The organism is Massilia sp. Root335, assembly GCF_001425685.1.
Lineage (GTDB): Bacteria > Pseudomonadota > Gammaproteobacteria > Burkholderiales > Burkholderiaceae_D > Telluria > Telluria luteola.
This window is the reverse complement of sequence record NZ_LMCY01000044.1, coordinates 120,932-140,671: the sequence shown is the minus strand read 5'-3', so window position 1 is coordinate 140,671 and position 19,740 is coordinate 120,932. Positions and strand designations below refer to the sequence as shown.

Below are 19,740 nucleotides of genomic sequence, written 5' to 3'. Positions count from 1 at the left end.
CGGGCTCGAACAGAACATATTCATTTACCAAGGGGAAACAGCATGATCAAAGTTGGCATCGTTGGCGGCACCGGCTACACGGGCGTGGAATTGCTGCGCCTGCTTGCTGCCCACCCCGAGGCGCAGCTGACCGCCATCACGTCGCGCAAGGAAGACGGCCTGCCCGTCGCCGACATGTTTCCCTCGCTGCGCGGCCACGTCGACCTCGCGTTCTCGAGCCCGGACAAGGCCGACCTGAAGCAGTGCGACGTCGTGTTCTTCGCGACCCCGCACGGCGTCGCCATGGCCCAGGCGCCCGAGCTGATCGCCGCCGGCGTGAAAGTGATCGACCTGGCCGCCGACTTCCGCCTGAAGGACCAGGCCACGTTCGAGAAGTGGTACAAGATCCCGCACAGCGCGCCCGACCTGCTGGAAGAAGCCGTGTACGGCCTGCCGGAACTGAACCGCGACGACATCAAGAAGGCCCGCCTGATCGCCAACCCCGGCTGCTACCCGACCACGATGCAGCTGGGGTTCTATCCGCTGCTGAAGGCCGGCATCGTCGATGCCGGCAACCTGATCGCCGACAGCAAGTCGGGCGTGTCCGGCGCCGGTCGCAAGGCCGAGATCGGCACGCTGTTCTCGGAAGCCAGCGACAATTTCAAGGCCTACGGCGTGCACGGCCACCGCCACACGCCGGAGACGTCGGCCCAGCTGCAGCGCTACACGGACCAGAAAGTCGGCCTGATCTTCACGCCGCACCTCGTGCCCATGATCCGCGGCATGCATTCGACCCTGTACGCGCGCCTCACCCAGGACATCACGAACGACGCCCTGCAAGCGTTGTTCGAAGCGCAGTACAAGGACGCGGAATTCGTCGACGTGATGCCGTTCGGCTCGCATCCGGAAACCCGCTCGACGCGCGGTTCGAACATGCTGCGCATCGCGCTGCACCGTCCGGACAACGGCAACACGGTCGTCATCCTCGTCGTGCAGGACAACCTGGTCAAAGGCGCGGCCGGCCAGGCCGTGCAGTGCATGAACCTGATGTTCGGCGTGCCGGAAAGCACCGGCCTGAAGCAGATCGCGCTGCTGCCGTAAGACCCCGGACCGCGCACCCCCAGGCCACAAGACGCAGATCAAGGCGGCAAGTGTTGGCGACGGTACATTGACCGTTGGACTGAGTTTTGACGTCGACGCCACACGCACGGGGGACAACATGTTCGGTCGTAACGCAAAAAGCGAAATCGATAGCCTGATCGGTATTTCCGCACGCATCGAAGGGGATCTGGTGTTCACCGGCGGCCTGCGCATCGACGGCGAGGTGCACGGCAACGTGGTCGCCGCGGACGGCAACGAGAGCGTGCTGATCGTTTCCGAACACGCGCGCATCGAGGGCGAGGTCCGTTGCGCCAACCTGGTGGTCAACGGCTATATCGCGGGGACGGTGTATTCGTCCGAACTCCTTGAATTGCAGCCGAAAGGCCGCATACATGGGGATGTCCATTACCGCCTGCTGGAAATGCACGGCGGCGCCCTCGTCACCGGCAAATTGACGCACCAGACCGACCTGGCGCCGGCCCCCGAGCCCGTTTTTCATCTCGGCGTGGCGGCCGAAGGGGCTTCAGCATGACCGGCGCCAACGGTCTATAATGGACGAAATCCGAATCCAATCAGGAGTTTATCCATGAACGCAGTCGCCGAAGTACAAAACGCGCAAGACACGATTCCCTCGCCCATCAATTTCACCGACAGCGCTGCCCAGAAAGTTGCTCAGCTGATCGAGGAAGAAGGCAATCCCGACCTGAAACTGCGCGTCTTCGTGCAGGGCGGTGGTTGCTCGGGCTTCCAGTACGGCTTCACCTTCGACGAGATCGTGAACGAAGACGACACGACGATGGAAAAGAACGGCGTCATGCTGCTGATCGACTCGATGAGCTACCAGTACCTGGTCGGCGCCGAGATCGACTACAAGGACGACCTCGAAGGCGCCCAGTTCGTCATCAAGAACCCGAACGCCACGTCGACCTGCGGCTGCGGTTCGTCGTTCTCCGCGTAAGCCACGCGCGCACCGACACGAAAAACCGCTCCGGCCGTGCCGGGGCGGTTTTTTTTCGTCCCGGCACAGTGTTGGATGCTGCCGTAATGACAATCTAATCGATGGCTGATAGGCAACTAGCCGTAGTACACTGATTGCGCCGATGGGCGTCCGCTGCGCGCGGGCGTGGCGGCAAGGAGACACACAACCCAAAAAAACGAAAGAAAAACAATGTCGAGGGCATTCATTTTACTTGGCGGTGTTATCGCTATCATCGTTGCCTGGGCCGGTGCGGCCCAGGCGCAACCGGCAACCGCCGCGTCCGCAGTCGGCGCGGCACAAGCCGTCGACGACGGCGCCGGCGCCTACCGGACGCAACGCTACCGCAACCTGTTCGCCGAACGCCTGGGCCGCAGTCCGCAAGAAACGCATGCGCGGATCGAGAACACGTTCCAGCAACTGTTCCACGGCGACGGCCAGGAACAGCGCGTGTATTTCGAGACGGGGGCGAACGCGAACGGCACGCTGGCCTACATCACGGACTGGGCCAACAACGATGTCCGCACCGAGGGCATGAGCTACGGCATGATGATCGCCGTCCAACTGGACAAGAAGCGCGAATTCGACGCGCTGTGGAACTGGTCGAAGACTTATATGCTGACGACCGATCCGGCCAACCCGTCGCGCGGCTATTTCGCGTGGTCGATGAATACGGACGGCACGCCGCGCGCCACCGGGGCCGCGCCGGACGGCGAGGAATACTATGCGATGGCCCTGTATTTCGCCGCGCGCCGCTGGGGCAACGGCAAGGGCATCTACGATTACCAGCGCGAAGCCGATACCATCCTGCGCGGCATGCGCCACCACCCCGTCGTGACGGCCACGCCGCCGTTCCGCATCCACCCGGGCGACGCGCCGTTCGTCGAGCCGGACGCGCCGTGGCCCAGCCCGAACAACCGCCGCGAACAGGCCGCCGCCGGGACGGCCGGCAAACCGTGGCCCCCGCACCGCCCGCGCCGCGCACCGCGCGCGGTGACGGTCGGACCGATGGTCGACGAGGCGCACGCGATGGTCCGCTTCGTGCCCGAGACGTTCATCCCCGGCACCGATCCGTCCTACCACCTGCCCGCGTTCTACGAGCTGTGGGCACGCTGGGGGCCGCGCGAAGACCGCGCGTTCTGGGCCCGCGCGGCGGCTGCCAGCCGCGACTTCTTCGTCAGGACGGCCGACCCCGCGACCGGCCTCGGTCCCGACCGCGCCGACTTCGACGGCACGCCCTTGAAGAGCTGGGACGGCAGCCCCGGCATCTTCGCCTACGACAGCTGGCGCACGATCAGCAACTGGTCCGTCGACCGCAGCTGGTGGAACAAGGACCCGCGCCAGCAGGCGCTGTCCGACCGCCTGCAGCGCTTCCTGGCCACGCAGGGCGTCGACCGCTTCGCCGACCGCTACACGCTGGACGGCAAGCCGCTGTCGGACCGCCATTCGACCGGGATGCTGGCAGCGGCCGCCGTCGGGAGCCTGGCCGCCACGCCGGGACAGGTGTCCGACGACTTCCTGCGCGCGCTGTGGGACACGCCCGTGCCGAGCGGCGAGCAGCGCTACTTCGACGGCATGTTGCACTTGATGAGCATGATGCACCTGGCGGGCGAATTCCGCGTGCTCGACGCCGCCCGCAAATAAAGACCGACAACAAGGAGACAAGCATGATGAAACAAACGACCGTCGCCGTTCTTCTCGCCTGCACGGCGATGGGCGCCCAGGCGCAGGACCGCCCCTGGCTCGACAAGTCCAAATCCGCCGACGAGCGCGCCCGCGCGGCCGTCGCCGCCATGACGCTCGACGAAAAGCTCCTGTTGATCGTCAGCTACACGGGCAAGGAAGACTTGGCCAAGCAGCCGGACGATGTCGTGCCGGCAAGCGTGAAAGCCGACGTGGCGGCGCACGAGATCAGGGGCTCGGCCGGCTACGTGCCGGGCATCGCGCGCCTGGGCATTCCGGGACAGTGGCAGACCGACGCGTCGATCGGCGTGCGCGTGAGCGGCATGGAACGCACGGCGCTGCCGTCGTCGCTGGCGACGGCGGCCAGCTTCGATCCGGCCGTCTCCGAAGCGGGCGGGCGCATGATCGCCGACGAGGCGCGCGCGTCCGGCTTCAACACCTTCCTGGCCGGCGGCGCCAATCTGGCGCGCGAGCCGCGCAATGGCCGCAACTTCGAATACGTGGGCGAAGATCCGCTGCTGGCCGGACGCATGGCGGCGGGGCTCGTGAACGGCATCCAGTCGCGCCACATGGTGTCGACGATGAAGCACTTCGCCATCAACGACCAGGAAAGCCAGCGCACGACGGTCGACGTCACGATCTCGCCCGAGGCGATGCGCCAGTCCGACCTGCTGGCGTTCGAGATCCTCAACGACTTGGCGAAGCCGGGCTCGGTGATGTGCTCGTACAACCTCGTGAACGGGCGCTGGGCGTGCGAGAACGAATACCTGCTGAACAAGACACTGAAGCAGGACTGGAAATTCAAGGGCTATGTGATGGCCGACTGGGGCGCCGTGCACTCGACGGCGGACGCCGCGAACTATGGCCTCGACCAGTTCACGGGCTACCCGTGCTGCAACCACCACGGTCCGTTCTATTCGGCCAGGAATTTCAAGCAGGCGATGGAGCGCGGCGAAGTCTCGATGCGGCGCCTGGACGACATGGCGCAGCGCATCCTGTGGCCGCTGTTCCAGACGGGCACCTTCGACGATCCGCCGCAAGTCGGCAAGATCGATTTCGCTGCGCACGCCGCCGTGTCGCAGCGCGCCGCCGAGGAATCCCTGGTGCTGCTGAAGAACGAGAAGAACCTGCTGCCGCTCGCGAACGTGAAGTCGGTGGCCGTCATCGGCGGCCATGCGGACAAGGGCGTGCTGGCCGGCGGCGGATCGTCCGGCGTGACGCCGGTCGGCGGCAATGCCGTGCCGGACCTGGCGCCCAAGACGTGGCCGGGTCCCGTCGTGTACATGCCCTCGTCGCCGCTGGCGGCGTTGAAAACCGAGCTGCCGGCGTCGAAGATCGGCTACGCGAGCGGCACGGACATCGGGGCCGCCGTCGCGCTGGCGAAGCAGTCCGACGTCGCCGTCGTGTTCGTGACGCAGTGGATGGGCGAGGGCTTCGACGGCAAGCTGGAACTGGACGGCAGCCAGGATGCGCTGGTCGCCGCCGTCGCGCGCGCGAACCCGAGGACCGTCGTCGTCGTGGAATCGGGCGGCGCGATCCTGATGCCGTGGCTGAACCAGGTGCCGGCCGTGCTGGAAGCGTTCTATCCCGGCATCCGCGGCGGCGAGGCGATCGCGCGCATCCTGACGGGTAAAGTGAATCCGTCCGGCCACCTGCCGATCAGCTTCCCCGCTTCGGACGCGCAACTGGCGCATGCGGAGATTCCCGGCTTCGGCCACAAGGACGGCGTCCCCGTCCACATCACCTACGACGAAGGCGCCGCGATCGGCTACAAGTGGTACGACGCGAAAGGGTATAAACCGTTATTCGCATTCGGCCATGGCCTGAGCTATACGCGCTTCGCCGTCGCGGCGCCGAAGGCGAACGTCGCCAACGGCGCGCTGACGGTCGGCGCCGCGCTGCGCAACACGGGCGGCCTGGCCGGCAAGGGCGTCGTGCAGGTGTATGTCGCGCCGGCGGACGTGAAGGCGTCGGGCTGGGAAGCGCCGAAGCGCCTGGTCGCGTTCCGGAAGCTCGACCTGCGGGCCGGCGCCGCCGGCACGTTCACGCAGGCCGTCGATCCGCGCCTGCTGGCCACGTACGAAGTCGCGGACAACAGCTGGCGCATCCGTGCGGGCACCTACCGCGTGCTGTTCGGGCAGGCGGCGGACGACCTGCCGGTGTCGGTGGACGTCACGCTGCCCGATATGGTGTGGAGCGCCGTGCACAAGGAGTGATGAAGACGGGCGTCAGGGCGCGAGGGCGATGACGTCGTCGCCCGGCAGCGGTTCGCAGCCCGCGCCGAGCGCCTCCCAGCCGCGGTGCACGACGATGTGGCGCTCGTCGTGGCACAGCTCGACGCGGCGCGTCCGCGGCGCTTCGCGGTGCACGAAGTCCTCGATCGTCGTCGGCACGCTGATGTGCAGCGCGAGGGCATGGATGTCGTCGAGCGGATGGTCGCCCACGTGCACGAGCGGCACGAACTGGCCGGCGAACATCGTCCAGTGCGAGGGAATCCTGACGGGCGTGGCCGCGTAGCCTTGCGCGCGCAGCCACGTTTGCGCGCGCACGCGCGGGGCGCTCGACCCGCCCGTCCCGCTCGACCCGCCCGTCCCGGCGAGGTGTCCCCAGGCGAACGCGAGCAGCTCCGCAACCCACTGGTTGCAGTTCTGGTAGCGCGTGCCGAAGGCATAGGCGTTCGCGCTGTAGCTGTCGCCCAGCAGCGCGAGCGCGAGGGGTTTGTCGAGCGCGGCCCGTTCGAGCAGCGCGCTGTCCGCTTCGGGCGGGAACAGCAGGGCGACGTGGCCGTGCGTCGGGGCGTCGGCACCGAGCACGAAGCCGGACATGCCCTGGTCGAACAGGCGCGGGCGCGATTCGTCGCACGCGTAATACAACTGGCGCACGGCCCACGGGCCGCCGGGATTGTCCTTCAGGGCGATGCCGGCGTGCGAGTACAGCAGGCCGAAGCGGGAAAGGTCCAGGCCCGCGCGCGCCACGAGCGCGATGCTGCTGCCCGAGCGCGCCAGTTCGTCCTTGACGGCCGCGGCGAAGCGCAGCACGCGGTCCTGGTCCGCGGCCGTCACCTTGTCGGCGCGGTCGCAGAACGTCGGGATGCCGGCCCATGCGCCCGCGCTCAGGAAGAACAGGAGCGCGGCCGCAACGAGCCGCGGCAGCATCAGATCGTCACTTTGCGCGAGGCGAGTTCGCGATACCAGTCGTCCTGCAGCGCGAGGAAGAAGGGTTTGTGCGTGTCGCCGTACGCGAATTCGTAGCCGTACACGCGCTCGTTCACCTGCACGATTTGCCCCTTGTCGACGCGGCGGTCGGCCAGCGCGCGGTCGGGGACGTCGACCCAGAACTCGGTGGCCGCATCGCCCGCGGCGGCGCGCAGCGTGATGCGCGTGACGCCAGCCTTGGCCGGGGCCTGGGCGACGTCGATCACGCGGTACGGGCCGGTCTCCGCGCGCTTGTTGTCGCCGTTCGAGCTGTTGCTGGAGCCGCCGATCGAATCGGAGATGCTGCCCGACGAGGCCGAGCCCGCGCTGGAGGCGGACGAGGCGACGCTGTCGGCGTGGGCGGGGATGGAGAAGGCGGCCGCGGCCAGGGCCAGGGCGAGCGCGCGGGTGAGATTCGTGAAGGTCATGATGTCTTTCTCAAGCGTATTGGGTAGTCACAATGGTACAAGTGCCGCGTGCCGCTGAGAAGGCGCACGTGGTTTTGTCGCACCAAATATCGTAGGGTGGGCGGTCCTCCGCCCACGCGGATGCATGCGCGACGCGAACGTCGCGCGTGGGCACGTTTCATTTGGGGCCCCCGGCCCCAAATGCCCGCCCTGCGGAGGCGTCCGTGGTTTTGTCGCAAACGGCGTCAGGCCGGATACAAGGCGCCCAGGATGCGCGGCCCTGCCGCCCCCGTCACCGCCGGCAGATTGCCCGGCTGGCGGCGCAGGAAACGGTAGCCCAGCCAGGCGAAGGCGAGGGCTTCGACGCGGTTCGGCGCGACGCCCAGCGTCTCGGTCGACGCGACGGGAATCCCCCCGCCGAGCGCGGCGGCGATGTCGCGCAGCAGCACGCCGTTGTAGGCGCCGCCGCCGCAGACGTAGACGGCCTGCGCGGCGGCCTCGTCCCGGATGGCGCGGGCGATGGTCACGGCCGTCAGCCGCGTCAACGTTGCCTGCACGTCGGCCGGCGCCACGCCCGGACGCTGCGCCAGCTTCGCATCGAGCCATTGCGCGTGGAACAGGTCGCGGCCCGTGCTCTTGGGCGGCGGCTGGCGAAAGTACGGTTCGTCCAGCAGGAGGTCGAGCAGGGGCGTGTCGACCTGGCCGGTGGCCGCCCAGGCGCCATCCTGGTCGTACGGGAGGCCGCGGTGGCGCGCGATCCACAAATCCATCAGCACGTTGCCGGGGCCGGTGTCGTAGCCGTTCACGCGGCCGTCGCCGTGCAGCACGCTGATGTTGCCGATGCCGCCGATGTTGACGACGACGCGCACCTGCCCGCGCTTGCCGAAGCGGGCTTCGTGGAACGCCGGCACGAGGGGCGCGCCCTGGCCGCCGGCGGCGACGTCGCGGCTGCGGAAGTCGGCGATGACGTCGATGCCGGTGAGCTCGGCCAGCAGGGCGGGATTATTGGTCTGGCGCGTAAAACCCAGTTCGGGGCGGTGGCGGATGGTCTGGCCATGCACGGCGACGGCGCGGACCGGGCCGGGCGCCGCCGCGGCCAGCGTCCGGACGCAGTCGGCGTAGCAGCGCGCCAGCGCGTTCGCGGCCAGCGCCTCGCGCTCCAGTTCGTTGGCGCTGGCGGCCTGCAGGGCCATCAGTTCGGCGCGCAGGTCGGCCGGAAACGGCGTGAAGGCGGCGTCCAGCGTGCGGATGCCGCGCCCGGAAAAGTCGGCCAGCACGCCGTCGACGCCGTCCAGGCTCGTGCCGGACATCAGGCCGATGTAGAGGGTGGATGCCATTATCGATTCCTAAAAGCAAAACGCCTTGCCGGCATGCCGTGCAAGGCGTCTATATCGGAAAGCTGAAGGATCAGCGTGCGGCCATCGCGTTGCCGGCCGGCGAGAGCAGCGAGAAGCGGTGCGACATCTCGGCGGCGGCCATCTTGAAGCGGCTCATTTCGCCCGGCGTCAAAGGCTGCTGCTGCAGGTTCTTCAGCGCCATCGGGTCGGTGGCGTGGCCGCCGATGCGGAATTCGTAGTGCAGGTGCGGGCCCGTCGCCCAGCCCGTCGCGCCGACGTAGCCGATCACGTCGCCCTGCGCCACTTTCTGTCCGCGGTGCAGGCCGCCGGCGAAGCGGCTCATGTGGCCGTAGACCGTGCTGTAGTTCGACCAGTGCTTGAGCATGACCACGTTGCCGTAGCCGTTCTGGGTGCCGACGAAGTCGACGACGCCGTCGCCCGACGCCTTGATCGGGGTGCCCATCGGCGCCGCGAAGTCGACGCCTTCGTGCTTCTTCCAGACGCCGAACACCGGGTGCATGCGCATCGAGAAGCCCGACGAGATGCGGTTGAACGCCACCGGCGATTTCAGGAACGCTTTCTTCAGCGCCTTGCCGTCCAGGCTGTAGTAGCTGCCCTGGTGGCTGATGGGGTCTTCGTACCAGACGGACTGGTAGGCGACGCCGCGGTTGACGAATTCGCCGGCCAGGATGCGGCCCGTGCGCACCATCTCGCCGTCCAGCCAGTAGGTTTCGTAGACGACATTAAAATGGTCGCCGCGCTTCAGGTCCGAGCGGAAGTCGATGCTCGTCGAGAACATCTCGATGATCTGGTTGACGACGGAATCCGGAATCTGGCTGCCGTCGCTGGCGTCGTCGGTGGCGGCGTACAGCGAGCTGTTGATGTTGCGCGAACGCATCTCGACGCGGCGCTCGAGCTGGGCCGGGGCCGTGTTGGAGACGAATTTGTCGCCCTTGCGCGTCACGGTGACGGTCTTGAACTGATCTTTGTCGGCGATCGTCGCGTGCAGGCTCAGCAGCAGGCCGTTCTCGTCCGTCTCGGCCTGGATGCGCTTGCCGGTCTTGAGCGAGAGGATGGAGCGGGCGACCTTGTCGGCGCGGACGAAGGCCTGGGCCTGCTGGTCTTCGATGCCGAGACGGTTGAACACGGCGCCGAGCGAGTCGCCGGGACGGATGCGTTCTTCGTGGATGAATTGCTGCTGGTCTTGCTGGAGGGCCGCGATCTGGTCTGCCAGGTTCGGCAGTTGCAGGTCTTGCGCGACCGACTTGACCGGCATGTCGGATGCGTCCGGTGCGATCGGTGCGACGGCGGTGGCGCCGAAGGCGCACAGTGCCAGGGCTGCGGCACCCCCGGCGACGATGCGGGTTTTGCGGCTCGTTTCAGCCAGGCCAAACCAGCGCTTGCCGGTGATTTTCTGTATTGGGTTCATGCAATCAGTTAAAATTTACCGCTTGAACAGCCCAAGACCATTTGTCGTTGTTATTAGTGTTGTCGTTGAAACTTTTCGTGCGGCAAGATTGACGGGATCGCGAATTATATCAAACTACCGGGTCTTACAACCGTTTTAGCCCTTTTCCTACAAGATTTTTATGACTTCTCCAGAAATTTCTGGTAATGCAAAAATTGCAACGCCAGCGGCCGGCCCGGCGCTCCTGCCTCTGAGCGATGCCGTCCTGGAAGCCCTCGCCATCACCAAGCGCGGAGTGGACGAGCTGCTGATCGAGAGCGAATTTGCCCAGAAACTGGCCCGTTCGGAACAGAGCGGCACACCGCTGCGCATCAAGCTGGGCCTGGATCCGACGGCGCCCGACCTGCACCTCGGCCACACCGTCGTGCTGAACAAACTGCGCCAGCTGCAGGACCTCGGCCACCAGGTGATCTTCCTGATCGGCGACTTCACGTCGATGATCGGCGACCCGTCGGGCCGCAACGCCACCCGCCCGCCGCTGACCCGCGAACAGATCGAAACCAACGCCGCGACCTACTTCAAGCAGGCGTCGCTCGTGCTCGATGCGGCGCGCACGGAAATCCGCTACAACTCCGAGTGGTGTGACGCGCTCGGTGCGCGCGGCATGATTCAATTGTCCTCGCGCTACACCGTGGCCCGCATGATGGAGCGCGACGACTTCACCAAGCGCTACAAGAGTGGGACCCCGATCTCGGTGCATGAGTTCCTCTATCCTTTGATGCAGGGCTACGATTCCGTCGCTTTGAAAGCGGACCTTGAGCTGGGTGGAACGGACCAGAAATTTAATCTGCTTGTGGGCCGCGAGCTGCAAAAAGACTACGGCCAGGAGCCGCAGTGCATCCTGACCATGCCGTTGCTGGAAGGCCTGGACGGCGTCGAAAAGATGTCCAAGTCCAAGAACAACTATATCGGCATCACCGAACCGGCCAACACGATGTTCGGCAAGCTGATGAGCATCTCGGACGTCATGATGTGGAAGTACTACGAGCTGCTGTCGTTCCGTTCCATTCAGGATCTGGCCGCGTTGAAAGCGGAGGTGGCAGGCGGCCGCAACCCGCGCGATGCGAAGGTCGCGCTGGCCCAGGAAATCGTCGCCCGCTTCCACTCGCAGCAGGCCGCCGAGGATGCGCTGGCCGACTTCGTCAACCGCTCCAAGGGCGGCATCCCGGACGACGTGCCGGAAGTCGACGTCAAAGGCGCGCCGCTGGGCCTGCCCCAGCTGCTGCGCCAGGCCGGCCTGTGCGCGTCCAGCTCGGAAGCCATGCGCATGATCGACCAGGGCGGCGTGCGCATCGACGGCACGGTCGTGGCCGACAAGGCGTTGCAGGTCCAGGCCGGCACGTTCGTGCTGCAGGTGGGCAAGCGCAAGTTCGCCCGCGTCACGCTCTCCGCATGATCGGCCTGCTGCAGCGGGTCGGCGAGGCCAGCGTTACGGTCGACGGCGAAGTCACGGGTGCCATCGGCCGCGGGCTGATGGTGCTCGTGTGCGCGGAAAAGGGCGACACGGAACGCGAGGCCGACGCGCTGCTGGCGAAACTGCTGACGTACCGCGTGTTTTCGGACGACGCCGGCAAGATGAACCGCAGCGTGACGGACGTGGCGGGCGGCCTGCTGCTCGTGCCGCAGTTCACGCTGGCGGCCGACACCCGTTCGGGCACGCGGCCGTCGTTTTCCCCGGCCGCCGCGCCCGAGGACGGGCGGCGGCTGTTCGACCATGTCGTGCGCCAGGCGCGCGAGCGTCACGGTATCGTCGAAACGGGCCGTTTCGGCGCCGACATGAAGGTGGCGCTGATCAACGACGGGCCGGTGACGTTCTGGCTGCGTATTGATCCACCCCGGGTCGCGAGCTGAAAGGGGAAACTGCGCGCCGCGGCGGCGGTCTTACGGTGAGCGGATGGCAGGGAGACTAATCATGAAGATCTGGAGCGATTCCTTTACCGAGGGCGACATGATTCCGCCCAGATGTGCGTTCGCCGAGATGAACCCCGGCACCCATATCAAGCTGTCGAGCAACCGCAGCCCGCATATCGCCTGGGACGACGTGCCGGCCGGTACGCAGTCGCTGGCGCTGCTCGTGCACGACCTCGACGTGCCGACGGACGGCAGCAACGTGAACCAGGAGGGCCGGACCGTCCCCGATACGCTGCCGCGGACGGATTTCTATCACTGGTCGCTGGTCGACATTCCCGTCTGCCTGAAATCCTTCGCCGAAGGCCTGTTCTCGGACATGGTCACCCCGGGCGGCAAGAGCGGGCCCCTCGTGCCGTTCACGATCAAGAACGGCACGGAGCACCAGTTGCGTCACGGCATCAACGATTACACGGGCTGGTTCGCGAACGATCCCGACATGGCCGGCGAATATTTTGGCTACGACGGCCCGTGCCCGCCGTGGAACGACGAGCGCGTCCATACCTATGTGTTCACGCTGTATGCCCTCGACATTCCGCGGCTGCCGCTGGATGGGCCTTTCACCGGCAAGGAAGCGCGCCTGGCCATCACGGGGCACATCCTGGACGAGGCGAAGATCTTCGGCGTGTATTCGCTCAATCCCGACGTGGCGGGCAATCTGACCGGCCAGCCTTCCTGACCGGTTTCACTCTACCTACGGCCGCCCGGTCCGCCGGGCCGCCATGAACGATCGCTCCGCGGTGCGGGGCGGCGCATCCGCATGACGACAACGAACGCATCCGCAGCACCCACCGACATCCTCCTGATCCGCCACGGCGAAACGGCCTGGAACGCTGAACGCCGCCTGCAGGGCCACCTGGACATTCCGCTGAACGGCGAGGGCGAGCGCCAGGCCGCGCTGCTGGCGGGCGCGCTGGCGCCGGAATCCATCGACGTCCTCGTCGCGAGCGATTTGCGGCGGGCCCGCCAGACGGCCCAGGCCGTGGCCGATGCCCGCGGCCTGGCGCTGGAGATCGAACCGGCGCTGCGCGAACGCGGCTACGGCGGCTTCGAAGGCTTGCTGTACAGCGAGATCGAGCAGCGTTTCCCGCTCGAATTCGCCGCCTGGCAGGCGCGCGACGTCGATGCCCGCCTGCCGCCGGGTCGCAATGTCGGAGAGAGCTTTCGCGCCTTCTTCGATCGCGCCACCGGCGCCATCCTGGCGCTGGCGGCGGCCTGCCCGGGCAAGACCATCGCGCTCGTCGCCCACGGCGGCGTGCTGGAATGCGCCTACCGGCTCGCGCGCGGACTGTCGCTGGAAACCCCGCGCGACTTCAAGGTCTATAACGCCAGCATCAACCGTTTCCGCTTCGAGCCGGCCACGGGCAGCCTCGTATTGCACAGCTGGGGCGAGGTCGACCATCTGCGTCCCGCGGTGCTGGATGAACTGCCTTGACGGCATGCTGGCGGAATTGGCAAGTGTTTTCTGGTACGTGCGCAACAATTCAGCAAAAAAATGTGCTGATAAATTAAGCAGCACTTCGGGTAAAATAGCGAGTTCCCGTTGCTTCCCGTGATTTTCTGCCGTGCAAATTGGTCCCTATACGCTGCGCAATAATGTCTTCGTCGCCCCGATGGCCGGGGTGACCGACCGTCCGTTCCGCCAACTGTGCAAGAAGCTGGGCGCGGGCTATGCGGTGTCCGAGATGGCGGCGTCGAATCCGCGCCTGTGGGCCAGCGAGAAGAGTTCGCGCCGTACCGACCACGCGGGCGAGATGGAGCCGAAAGCCGTGCAGATCGCCGGCGCCGACCCGCACGACCTGGCCGAATGCGCCAGGTTCAACGTCGAGCGCGGCGCCCAGATCATCGACATCAACATGGGGTGCCCCGTCAAGAAGGTGTGCAACAACTGGTGCGGCTCGGCGCTGCTGCAGCATGAAGACCTCGTGCAGCGCATCCTGGACGCCGTCGTGAACGCCGTCGACGTGCCCGTCACCCTGAAATTCCGCACCGGCTGGGACCGCGAAAACAAGAACGCGCTGACCATTGCCCGAATGGCCGAGCAAGCCGGCATCGCCATGCTGACCCTGCACGGCCGCACCCGCGCCGACGGCTACAAGGGCGACGCGGAATACGACACCATCGCCGCCGTCAAGGCCGCCGTCGGGATTCCCGTCGTGGCCAACGGCGACATCACGACGCCGGACAAGGCGAAGTTCGTGCTCGACTATACGGGGGCCGATGCCGTCATGATCGGCCGCGCCGCCCAGGGGCGTCCCTGGATCTGCCGCGAAATCGATTACTTCCTGCGCACGGGCGACTACCTGCCGGCGCCGCTGGTGGACGAGGTGCGCGAACTGATGAACGAACACTTGCCGGCCCACTACGCCTTCTATGGCGAATACCTGGGCGTACGCACGGCGCGCAAGCATATCGGCTGGTATGTCGAGGACTTGCCCGGCGGCGAAGAATTCCGCCAGCGCATGAACCGGATGGAATCGACGGCCGAACAATTGGCCGCCGTCGATGAATTTTTTAAATCGCAACACCGGTATGGCGAGCGGTTACAATACCGGCCCGCGCATGCAGATGCTGCGATTGCCGCCTAAAAGATAGTCAAAATAATAAGAACTTCGGAGACAAACGCTGCCACAAGCAGCATTCAACCAGGATGAAGCAGCAACATGAGTAAAGAAAGTATCCAGGAAGTCGTTCAAAAAAGCCTCGAAGACTATTTCAACGACCTGGGCGAGCAAAAACCGTCGAACATCTACGACATGATGCTTCTGACCGTCGAAAAGCCGATCCTGCAAGTCGTCATGACGCGGGCGGAAGGCAATCAGTCGCATGCTGCCCAGATGCTGGGCATTAATCGCAATACGTTGCGCAAGAAATTGCAGGAGCACGGGCTGCTGTAAGCCGCCGGCGGAGGGGCCGGGGCGTGCAGGCGTGCGTCGGGCCCTTTGTCCGGCGTGCGCGAGCCCGTCCAGATTTTTTTCAACAGGCCACTCCCATGATCAAACAAGCACTCATCTCCGTTTCCGACAAAACCGGCGTCCTCGATTTCGCGCGCGCGCTGTCCGCCCTCGGCGTGAACATCCTGTCCACCGGCGGCACCGCCAAACTGCTGCAGGACAATGGTGTGCCGGTGACCGAAGTCGCCGACTACACGGGCTTCCCGGAAATGCTCGATGGCCGCGTGAAGACGCTGCATCCGAAGGTCCACGGCGGCATCCTGGCTCGCCGCGACTTCCCGGAACACGTTGCCAAGCTGGAAGAGCACGGCATTCCGGAGATTGACATGGTGGTGGTCAACCTGTATCCGTTCCAGGCGACCGTCGCCAAGGAACAGTGCTCGCTGGAAGACGCGATCGAGAACATCGACATCGGCGGGCCGACCATGCTGCGCTCGGCGGCCAAGAACCACCGCGACGTCGTCGTCATCGTCGATCCGGCCGACTACGGTCCGGTGCTGGCGGAGATGAAAGGCACCGGCGAGGCGGCCGGCAGTGTGGGCTACGAGACGAAATTCCGCCTGGCCAAGAAAGTCTTCGCGCACACGGCGCAATACGACGCCGCCATCACGAACTACCTGACCAGCCTCGGCCCGGACAAGGATCACACGAACCGCGCCGCCTACCCGCAGACGCTGAACCTGCACTTCGAAAAAGTCCAGGACATGCGCTACGGCGAAAACCCGCACCAGACGGCCGCGTTCTACCGCGACCTCGTGCCGGCCGCCGGCAGCCTGGCCAACTACCGCCAACTGCAGGGTAAAGAGCTGTCGTACAACAACATCGCCGACGCGGATGCCGCGTGGGAATGCGTCAAGTCGCTGGGTGGCTTCAACCTGCCGGCCGGCTGCGTGATCATCAAGCACGCCAACCCGTGCGGCGTGGCCATCGGCGCCGACGCCCTGGACGCCTACCAGCGCGCCCTCAAGACCGACCCGACGTCGGCCTTCGGCGGCATCATCGCCTTCAACGTCCCGGTCGACGGCCCGGCGGCGGAAGCGGTCGCCAAGCTGTTCGTGGAAGTCCTGATCGCCCCGGCCTTCACGGCCGAAGCGCTGCAGATCATGTCCGCCAAGCAGAACGTGCGCCTGCTGGAAATCGCCCTCGGTGACGGCCTGAACGTCTACGACGTCAAGCGCGTGGGCGGCGGCCTGCTCGTGCAATCGCCGGACGCCAAGAACGTCGGCATCGATGACTTGCGCGTCGTGACGAAGAAGCAGCCGACCCCGCAGCAGCTGCAGGACCTGATGTTCGCGTGGCGCGTCGCCAAGTTCGTGAAATCGAACGCGATCGTGTTCTGCGCCGGCGGCATGACGCTGGGCGTGGGCGCGGGCCAGATGAGCCGCATCGATTCGGCGCGCATCGCGTCGATCAAGGCCCAGAACGCCGGCCTGTCGCTGGCGGGCTCGGCCGTGGCATCGGACGCGTTCTTCCCGTTCCGCGACGGTCTCGACGTCGTCGTCGATGCGGGCGCGACCTGCGTGATCCATCCGGGCGGCTCGATGCGCGACCAGGAAGTGATCGACGCGGCGGATGAACGTGGCGTGGTCATGCTCTATACTGGGACGCGTCACTTCCGTCATTGATGTAAACGATGCGCGAACGTAGGGTGGGCGCCCCGTGCCCACGCGTGACGCCGGCACAACGCGAACGTCCCGCGTGGGCGGAGGCCGCCCACCCTACGGTATCCCGTCAATGTCGACAGTATCGGTAGGGTGGGCTCCCCGAGCCCACGATGTGTTTTTGCTGTTGACCTGTGTTTTTGCACAGTATTTTTCCCACGAAACACCCTCGCCGGTATAACATTCGATAATGATTATTCTCGGCATCGACCCCGGCCTGCGCACGACAGGATTCGGGGTCATTGAAAAGCAAGGCAACCGGCTGCGCTACATCGCGTCCGGCACCATCAAGACCGGCAGCGAAGGCGCGTTGCCGCCGCGTCTGAAAGTCATCCTGACCGGCGTCAGCGAAATCGTCGCCACCTACCAGCCGGCCTGCGCGGCCATCGAAAAAGTCTTCGTCAACGTCAATCCGCAGTCGACCCTGCTGCTCGGCCAGGCGCGCGGCGCCGCGATCACGGCCCTCGTCGGCGCCGACCTCGAGGTGGCGGAATACACGCCCACGCAGGTCAAGCAGGCCGTCGTCGGCACCGGCAAGGCCGTCAAGGCCCAGGTGCAGGAGATGGTCGCGCGCCTGCTCAAGCTGCCGGGCCTGCCGGGCTCGGACGCCGCCGATGCGCTCGGCATTGCCATCTGCCATGCCAACAGTCACGATGCGCTGGCATTGATGGGCGCGCTCGCGCCGGCCAATCCGAAAAAGCCGACGCTGCACATGAAGCGCGGCCGCCTCGTCTAACTATTGAAAGGTCACCATGATCGGTCGTCTCTCCGGAGTCCTGCTGGAAAAGAACCCGCCGCAAGTGCTCGTCGATTGCCAGGGTGTCGGCTATGAAGTCGATGTGCCGATGAGCACGTTCTACAACCTGCCGCACACGGGCGAGAAGGTGACGCTCTTCACGCACTACGTCGTGCGCGAGGATGCGCACCTGCTGTTCGGCTTCGGGTCGTCGAACGAGCGCGCCGTGTTCCGCCAGCTGATCAAGATCACCGGCGTCGGCGCGCGCACGGCATTGTCCATCCTGTCCGGGATGACGGTGGCCGACCTCGCCCAGGCCGTGACCTTGCAGGAAGCGGGCCGCCTGATCAAGGTGCCGGGCATCGGCAAGAAGACGGCCGAGCGCCTGTTGCTGGAACTGAAGGGCAAACTGGGGGCCGACATCGGCGCCGTGGCCCGCACGCCGCACGACGACGCCCAGGCAGACGTGCTCAATGCGCTGCTGGCTTTGGGGTATTCTGACAAGGAAGCCCTGATCGCGATCAAGAACATGCCGGCCGGGACCGGTGTGTCCGACGGCATCAAGCTGGCGTTGAAGGCGCTCTCGAAGGCATGAACGGGCATGGTGGGCACCGGTGTCCACCCAACGGGCGTTCCCGTATTGCGTAGGGTGGGCACCCCGTGCCCACCGGTCGAATGTGTGGGCGGAGGCCGCCCACCCTACGTAACGCCGGCACCATTTAAGATAACGTAATGAGCATCCAGACCGACAATTTCACCGAGCAGCGCATCATCGACGCGGCGCCGGCCTCGCCCAACGAGGAGGCGATCGAGCGCGCGTTGCGCCCCAAGCATCTGGACGAATACGTCGGCCAGGAAAAGATCCGCGACCAGCTCGAGATCTTCATCCACGCGGCAAGAAAGCGCCGCGAGGCGCTCGACCACACGCTGCTGTTCGGTCCGCCGGGCCTCGGCAAGACGACGCTCGCCCACATCATCGCGCGCGAGATGGGCGTCAACCTGCGCCAGACGTCCGGCCCGGTGCTGGAGCGCCCCGGCGACCTGGCCGCGCTGCTGACGAACCTGGAAGCGAACGACGTCCTGTTCATCGACGAGATCCACCGTCTGTCGCCGGTTGTCGAGGAAATCCTGTATCCGGCGCTGGAAGACTATCAGATCGACATCATGATCGGCGAAGGCCCGGCCGCGCGGTCCGTGAAGCTCGACCTGCAGCCGTTTACGCTCGTCGGCGCGACGACGCGTGCCGGCATGCTGACGAATCCGCTGCGCGACCGCTTCGGCATCGTCGCCCGGCTGGAGTTCTACAACGTCGACGAATTGACCAAGATCGTCACGCGCAGCGCCGCGCTGCTGGAAGCGCCGATCGACCAGGACGGCGCGCGCGAAGTGGCCCAGCGCGCACGGGGCACCCCGCGTATCGCCAACCGCCTGCTGCGCCGCGTGCGCGATTATGCGGAAGTGAAGGGCAATGGCGAGATCACCAAGGACATGGCCGACCGCGCGCTGCGCATGCTGGACGTGGACACGGTCGGGTTCGACGTGATGGACAGGAAGTTGCTGGAGGCGGTGCTGTTCAAGTTCTCCGGCGGGCCGGTCGGCATCGGGAACCTGGCCGCCGCCATCGGCGAAGCGGCGGACACCATCGAGGACGTGCTGGAACCCTATCTGATCCAGCAGGGTTATCTGCAGCGCACGCCGCGCGGCCGCATCGCGACGCCGCTGGCCTACCGCCATTTCGGCATCGCCGCGCCGCGCATCAGCCCGACGGGCGATCTATGGGACAACCTGCCCCCGGTCTAGTTGTAGCGAAATAAATGACGGCGCGGGTCAGGGCAGCGCCGGCTCCTGGCGGTCGCGCTTGCGCATCGGGCGCTGGCGGCGGTCCGGGGTGGCGGGGAAGACGAAACTGATGAACATCAGCACGGAGGCCGCGAGCAGCAGGCCGCCGCACCACAGCATTTCCGCTTCGCTGCGCTGCCACAGCACGCCGCCGCCGACCGCTGCCGGCAGCATCAGCAGGAGACCGCCCAGCGCGCGCAGGGCGATGGAGCGCCGCATGCGGGGCGCCAGCAGGGCGATGTACAGGAAGCTCCCGGAAATCAGGCTCAGGCCGAACAGTCCGCCAAGCACGGGCCAGCCGGGCATGCCGCGGGTGCTGTCGTCGGACAGCACCAGCGCCGGCACCACCGGGATGACGATGGCAATCAAAAAAGACAGAAGCCGCAGGAAGATCATCGTACTGTCTCCGCGCGGTCCGAAATTGCAAATCGATAAGTCATGCAGCGCCATGTGTGATGAATGAAACATCGACCAGATTAGCATAACGCCTCCGGTTA

At 66.0% G+C, this 19,740-nt stretch carries 20 protein-coding genes; 15 read left to right on the top strand and 5 right to left on the bottom strand.

The features are described from left to right. Positions 1-42: 42 nt before the first annotated feature. The 5 genes from argC to ASC93_RS23050 all read left to right on the top strand — a co-directional run bounded on the left by argC (position 43) and on the right by ASC93_RS23050 (position 5,955). Entirely contained in the window at positions 43-1,080 is a 1,038-nt protein-coding gene (gene argC / locus ASC93_RS23070) for an N-acetyl-gamma-glutamyl-phosphate reductase (protein WP_056447990.1), read from the top strand. 118 nt (positions 1,081-1,198) lie between these two features. After that, positions 1,199-1,612: a polymer-forming cytoskeletal protein gene (locus ASC93_RS23065; RefSeq protein WP_056447987.1), complete on the top strand. Its 414-nt coding sequence runs from the start codon at positions 1,199-1,201 to the stop codon at positions 1,610-1,612. 54 nt (positions 1,613-1,666) lie between these two features. Then, entirely contained in the window at positions 1,667-2,038 is a 372-nt protein-coding gene (gene erpA, locus ASC93_RS23060; protein ID WP_056447984.1) for an iron-sulfur cluster insertion protein ErpA, read from the top strand. 210 nt (positions 2,039-2,248) lie between these two features. Beyond that, positions 2,249-3,700, top strand: a complete 1,452-nt coding sequence (locus ASC93_RS23055; RefSeq protein WP_056447981.1) for a glycosyl hydrolase family 8 — start codon at positions 2,249-2,251, stop codon at positions 3,698-3,700. 23 nt (positions 3,701-3,723) lie between these two features. Then, on the top strand, positions 3,724-5,955 hold the full coding sequence (locus ASC93_RS23050; protein ID WP_056447978.1) for a glycoside hydrolase family 3 C-terminal domain-containing protein: 2,232 nt from the start codon (positions 3,724-3,726) through the stop codon (positions 5,953-5,955). 12 nt (positions 5,956-5,967) lie between these two features. Here ASC93_RS23050 and ASC93_RS23045 read toward each other — a convergent pair whose 3' ends face one another. The 4 genes from ASC93_RS23045 to ASC93_RS23030 form a co-directional block, all read right to left on the bottom strand. After that, positions 5,968-6,894: a DUF2145 domain-containing protein gene (locus ASC93_RS23045; protein WP_056447975.1), complete on the bottom strand. Its 927-nt coding sequence runs from the start codon at positions 6,892-6,894 to the stop codon at positions 5,968-5,970. Beyond that, positions 6,894-7,361 (bottom strand): hypothetical protein, encoded by a 468-nt coding sequence (locus ASC93_RS23040; protein ID WP_056447972.1) that lies wholly within the window; start codon positions 7,359-7,361, stop codon positions 6,894-6,896. Before ASC93_RS23040 ends, ASC93_RS23045 begins: the two co-directional genes overlap by 1 nt. A gap of 224 nt (positions 7,362-7,585) precedes the next feature. Next, complete coding sequence (locus ASC93_RS23035) at positions 7,586-8,677, bottom strand: anhydro-N-acetylmuramic acid kinase (RefSeq protein ID WP_056447969.1); 1,092 nt, start codon at positions 8,675-8,677, stop codon at positions 7,586-7,588. A 70-nt stretch (positions 8,678-8,747) separates the two neighbouring features. Then, positions 8,748-10,106: a peptidoglycan DD-metalloendopeptidase family protein gene (locus ASC93_RS23030; RefSeq protein WP_056447966.1), complete on the bottom strand. Its 1,359-nt coding sequence runs from the start codon at positions 10,104-10,106 to the stop codon at positions 8,748-8,750. A 160-nt stretch (positions 10,107-10,266) separates the two neighbouring features. On the opposite strand from ASC93_RS23030, the gene tyrS reads away from it, so the two are divergent. From tyrS to ruvB, 10 genes are all read left to right on the top strand, one after another. Then, a complete protein-coding gene (gene tyrS / locus ASC93_RS23025) occupies positions 10,267-11,541 on the top strand; it encodes a tyrosine--tRNA ligase (protein WP_082548282.1) in 1,275 nt (424 codons plus the stop codon). Next, the gene (dtd, locus tag ASC93_RS23020; RefSeq protein ID WP_056447964.1) at positions 11,538-11,996 is read left to right on the top strand and encodes a D-aminoacyl-tRNA deacylase; all 459 of its coding nucleotides are present in this window, start codon (positions 11,538-11,540) and stop codon (positions 11,994-11,996) included. The genes tyrS and dtd overlap by 4 nt, the downstream gene beginning before the upstream one ends. A 61-nt stretch (positions 11,997-12,057) precedes the next feature. After that, complete coding sequence (locus ASC93_RS23015) at positions 12,058-12,732, top strand: YbhB/YbcL family Raf kinase inhibitor-like protein (protein WP_056447963.1); 675 nt, start codon at positions 12,058-12,060, stop codon at positions 12,730-12,732. 81 nt (positions 12,733-12,813) lie between these two features. Next, positions 12,814-13,488: a histidine phosphatase family protein gene (locus ASC93_RS23010; RefSeq protein ID WP_056447961.1), complete on the top strand. Its 675-nt coding sequence runs from the start codon at positions 12,814-12,816 to the stop codon at positions 13,486-13,488. Positions 13,489-13,618: 130 nt separating this feature from the next. Beyond that, positions 13,619-14,641 (top strand): tRNA dihydrouridine synthase DusB, encoded by a 1,023-nt coding sequence (gene dusB, locus ASC93_RS23005; protein ID WP_082548281.1) that lies wholly within the window; start codon positions 13,619-13,621, stop codon positions 14,639-14,641. 75 nt (positions 14,642-14,716) lie between these two features. Then, positions 14,717-14,950, top strand: a complete 234-nt coding sequence (locus tag ASC93_RS23000; protein ID WP_056447956.1) for a helix-turn-helix domain-containing protein — start codon at positions 14,717-14,719, stop codon at positions 14,948-14,950. Between the two features lie 95 nt (positions 14,951-15,045). Beyond that, positions 15,046-16,632 carry a bifunctional phosphoribosylaminoimidazolecarboxamide formyltransferase/IMP cyclohydrolase gene (gene purH / locus ASC93_RS22995; RefSeq protein ID WP_056447954.1) on the top strand — a complete coding sequence of 529 codons (1,587 nt, stop codon included), beginning with the start codon at positions 15,046-15,048 and terminating at the stop codon, positions 16,630-16,632. Positions 16,633-16,858: 226 nt separating this feature from the next. Then, complete coding sequence (gene ruvC, locus ASC93_RS22990; RefSeq protein WP_056447952.1) at positions 16,859-17,404, top strand: crossover junction endodeoxyribonuclease RuvC; 546 nt, start codon at positions 16,859-16,861, stop codon at positions 17,402-17,404. Positions 17,405-17,420: 16 nt separating this feature from the next. Beyond that, entirely contained in the window at positions 17,421-17,999 is a 579-nt protein-coding gene (ruvA, locus tag ASC93_RS22985; RefSeq protein ID WP_056447949.1) for a Holliday junction branch migration protein RuvA, read from the top strand. 137 nt (positions 18,000-18,136) lie between these two features. Beyond that, positions 18,137-19,204 (top strand): Holliday junction branch migration DNA helicase RuvB, encoded by a 1,068-nt coding sequence (gene ruvB / locus ASC93_RS22980; protein ID WP_056447946.1) that lies wholly within the window; start codon positions 18,137-18,139, stop codon positions 19,202-19,204. Positions 19,205-19,231: 27 nt separating this feature from the next. On the opposite strand, the gene ASC93_RS22975 is transcribed toward ruvB, so the two are convergent. Then, positions 19,232-19,639: a hypothetical protein gene (locus tag ASC93_RS22975; RefSeq protein ID WP_056447943.1), complete on the bottom strand. Its 408-nt coding sequence runs from the start codon at positions 19,637-19,639 to the stop codon at positions 19,232-19,234. Positions 19,640-19,740 lie beyond the last annotated feature (101 nt).

What these genes read in the sequence shown, in the direction of transcription:
- argC (WP_056447990.1), top strand. Translation starts at nt 43, where the DNA reads ATGATCAAAGTTGGCATCGTTGGCGGCACCGGCTACACGGGCGTGGAA.
- ASC93_RS23065 (WP_056447987.1), top strand. Translation starts at nt 1,199, where the DNA reads ATGTTCGGTCGTAACGCAAAAAGCGAAATCGATAGCCTGATCGGTATT.
- erpA (WP_056447984.1), top strand. Translation starts at nt 1,667, where the DNA reads ATGAACGCAGTCGCCGAAGTACAAAACGCGCAAGACACGATTCCCTCG.
- ASC93_RS23055 (WP_056447981.1), top strand. Translation starts at nt 2,249, where the DNA reads ATGTCGAGGGCATTCATTTTACTTGGCGGTGTTATCGCTATCATCGTT.
- ASC93_RS23050 (WP_056447978.1), top strand. Translation starts at nt 3,724, where the DNA reads ATGATGAAACAAACGACCGTCGCCGTTCTTCTCGCCTGCACGGCGATG.
- ASC93_RS23045 (WP_056447975.1), bottom strand. Translation starts at nt 6,894, where the DNA reads ATGCTGCCGCGGCTCGTTGCGGCCGCGCTCCTGTTCTTCCTGAGCGCG.
- ASC93_RS23040 (WP_056447972.1), bottom strand. Translation starts at nt 7,361, where the DNA reads ATGACCTTCACGAATCTCACCCGCGCGCTCGCCCTGGCCCTGGCCGCG.
- ASC93_RS23035 (WP_056447969.1), bottom strand. Translation starts at nt 8,677, where the DNA reads ATGGCATCCACCCTCTACATCGGCCTGATGTCCGGCACGAGCCTGGAC.
- ASC93_RS23030 (WP_056447966.1), bottom strand. Translation starts at nt 10,106, where the DNA reads ATGAACCCAATACAGAAAATCACCGGCAAGCGCTGGTTTGGCCTGGCT.
- tyrS (WP_082548282.1), top strand. Translation starts at nt 10,267, where the DNA reads ATGACTTCTCCAGAAATTTCTGGTAATGCAAAAATTGCAACGCCAGCG.
- dtd (WP_056447964.1), top strand. Translation starts at nt 11,538, where the DNA reads ATGATCGGCCTGCTGCAGCGGGTCGGCGAGGCCAGCGTTACGGTCGAC.
- ASC93_RS23015 (WP_056447963.1), top strand. Translation starts at nt 12,058, where the DNA reads ATGAAGATCTGGAGCGATTCCTTTACCGAGGGCGACATGATTCCGCCC.
- ASC93_RS23010 (WP_056447961.1), top strand. Translation starts at nt 12,814, where the DNA reads ATGACGACAACGAACGCATCCGCAGCACCCACCGACATCCTCCTGATC.
- ASC93_RS23000 (WP_056447956.1), top strand. Translation starts at nt 14,717, where the DNA reads ATGAGTAAAGAAAGTATCCAGGAAGTCGTTCAAAAAAGCCTCGAAGAC.
- purH (WP_056447954.1), top strand. Translation starts at nt 15,046, where the DNA reads ATGATCAAACAAGCACTCATCTCCGTTTCCGACAAAACCGGCGTCCTC.
- ruvC (WP_056447952.1), top strand. Translation starts at nt 16,859, where the DNA reads ATGATTATTCTCGGCATCGACCCCGGCCTGCGCACGACAGGATTCGGG.
- ruvA (WP_056447949.1), top strand. Translation starts at nt 17,421, where the DNA reads ATGATCGGTCGTCTCTCCGGAGTCCTGCTGGAAAAGAACCCGCCGCAA.
- ruvB (WP_056447946.1), top strand. Translation starts at nt 18,137, where the DNA reads ATGAGCATCCAGACCGACAATTTCACCGAGCAGCGCATCATCGACGCG.
- ASC93_RS22975 (WP_056447943.1), bottom strand. Translation starts at nt 19,639, where the DNA reads ATGATCTTCCTGCGGCTTCTGTCTTTTTTGATTGCCATCGTCATCCCG.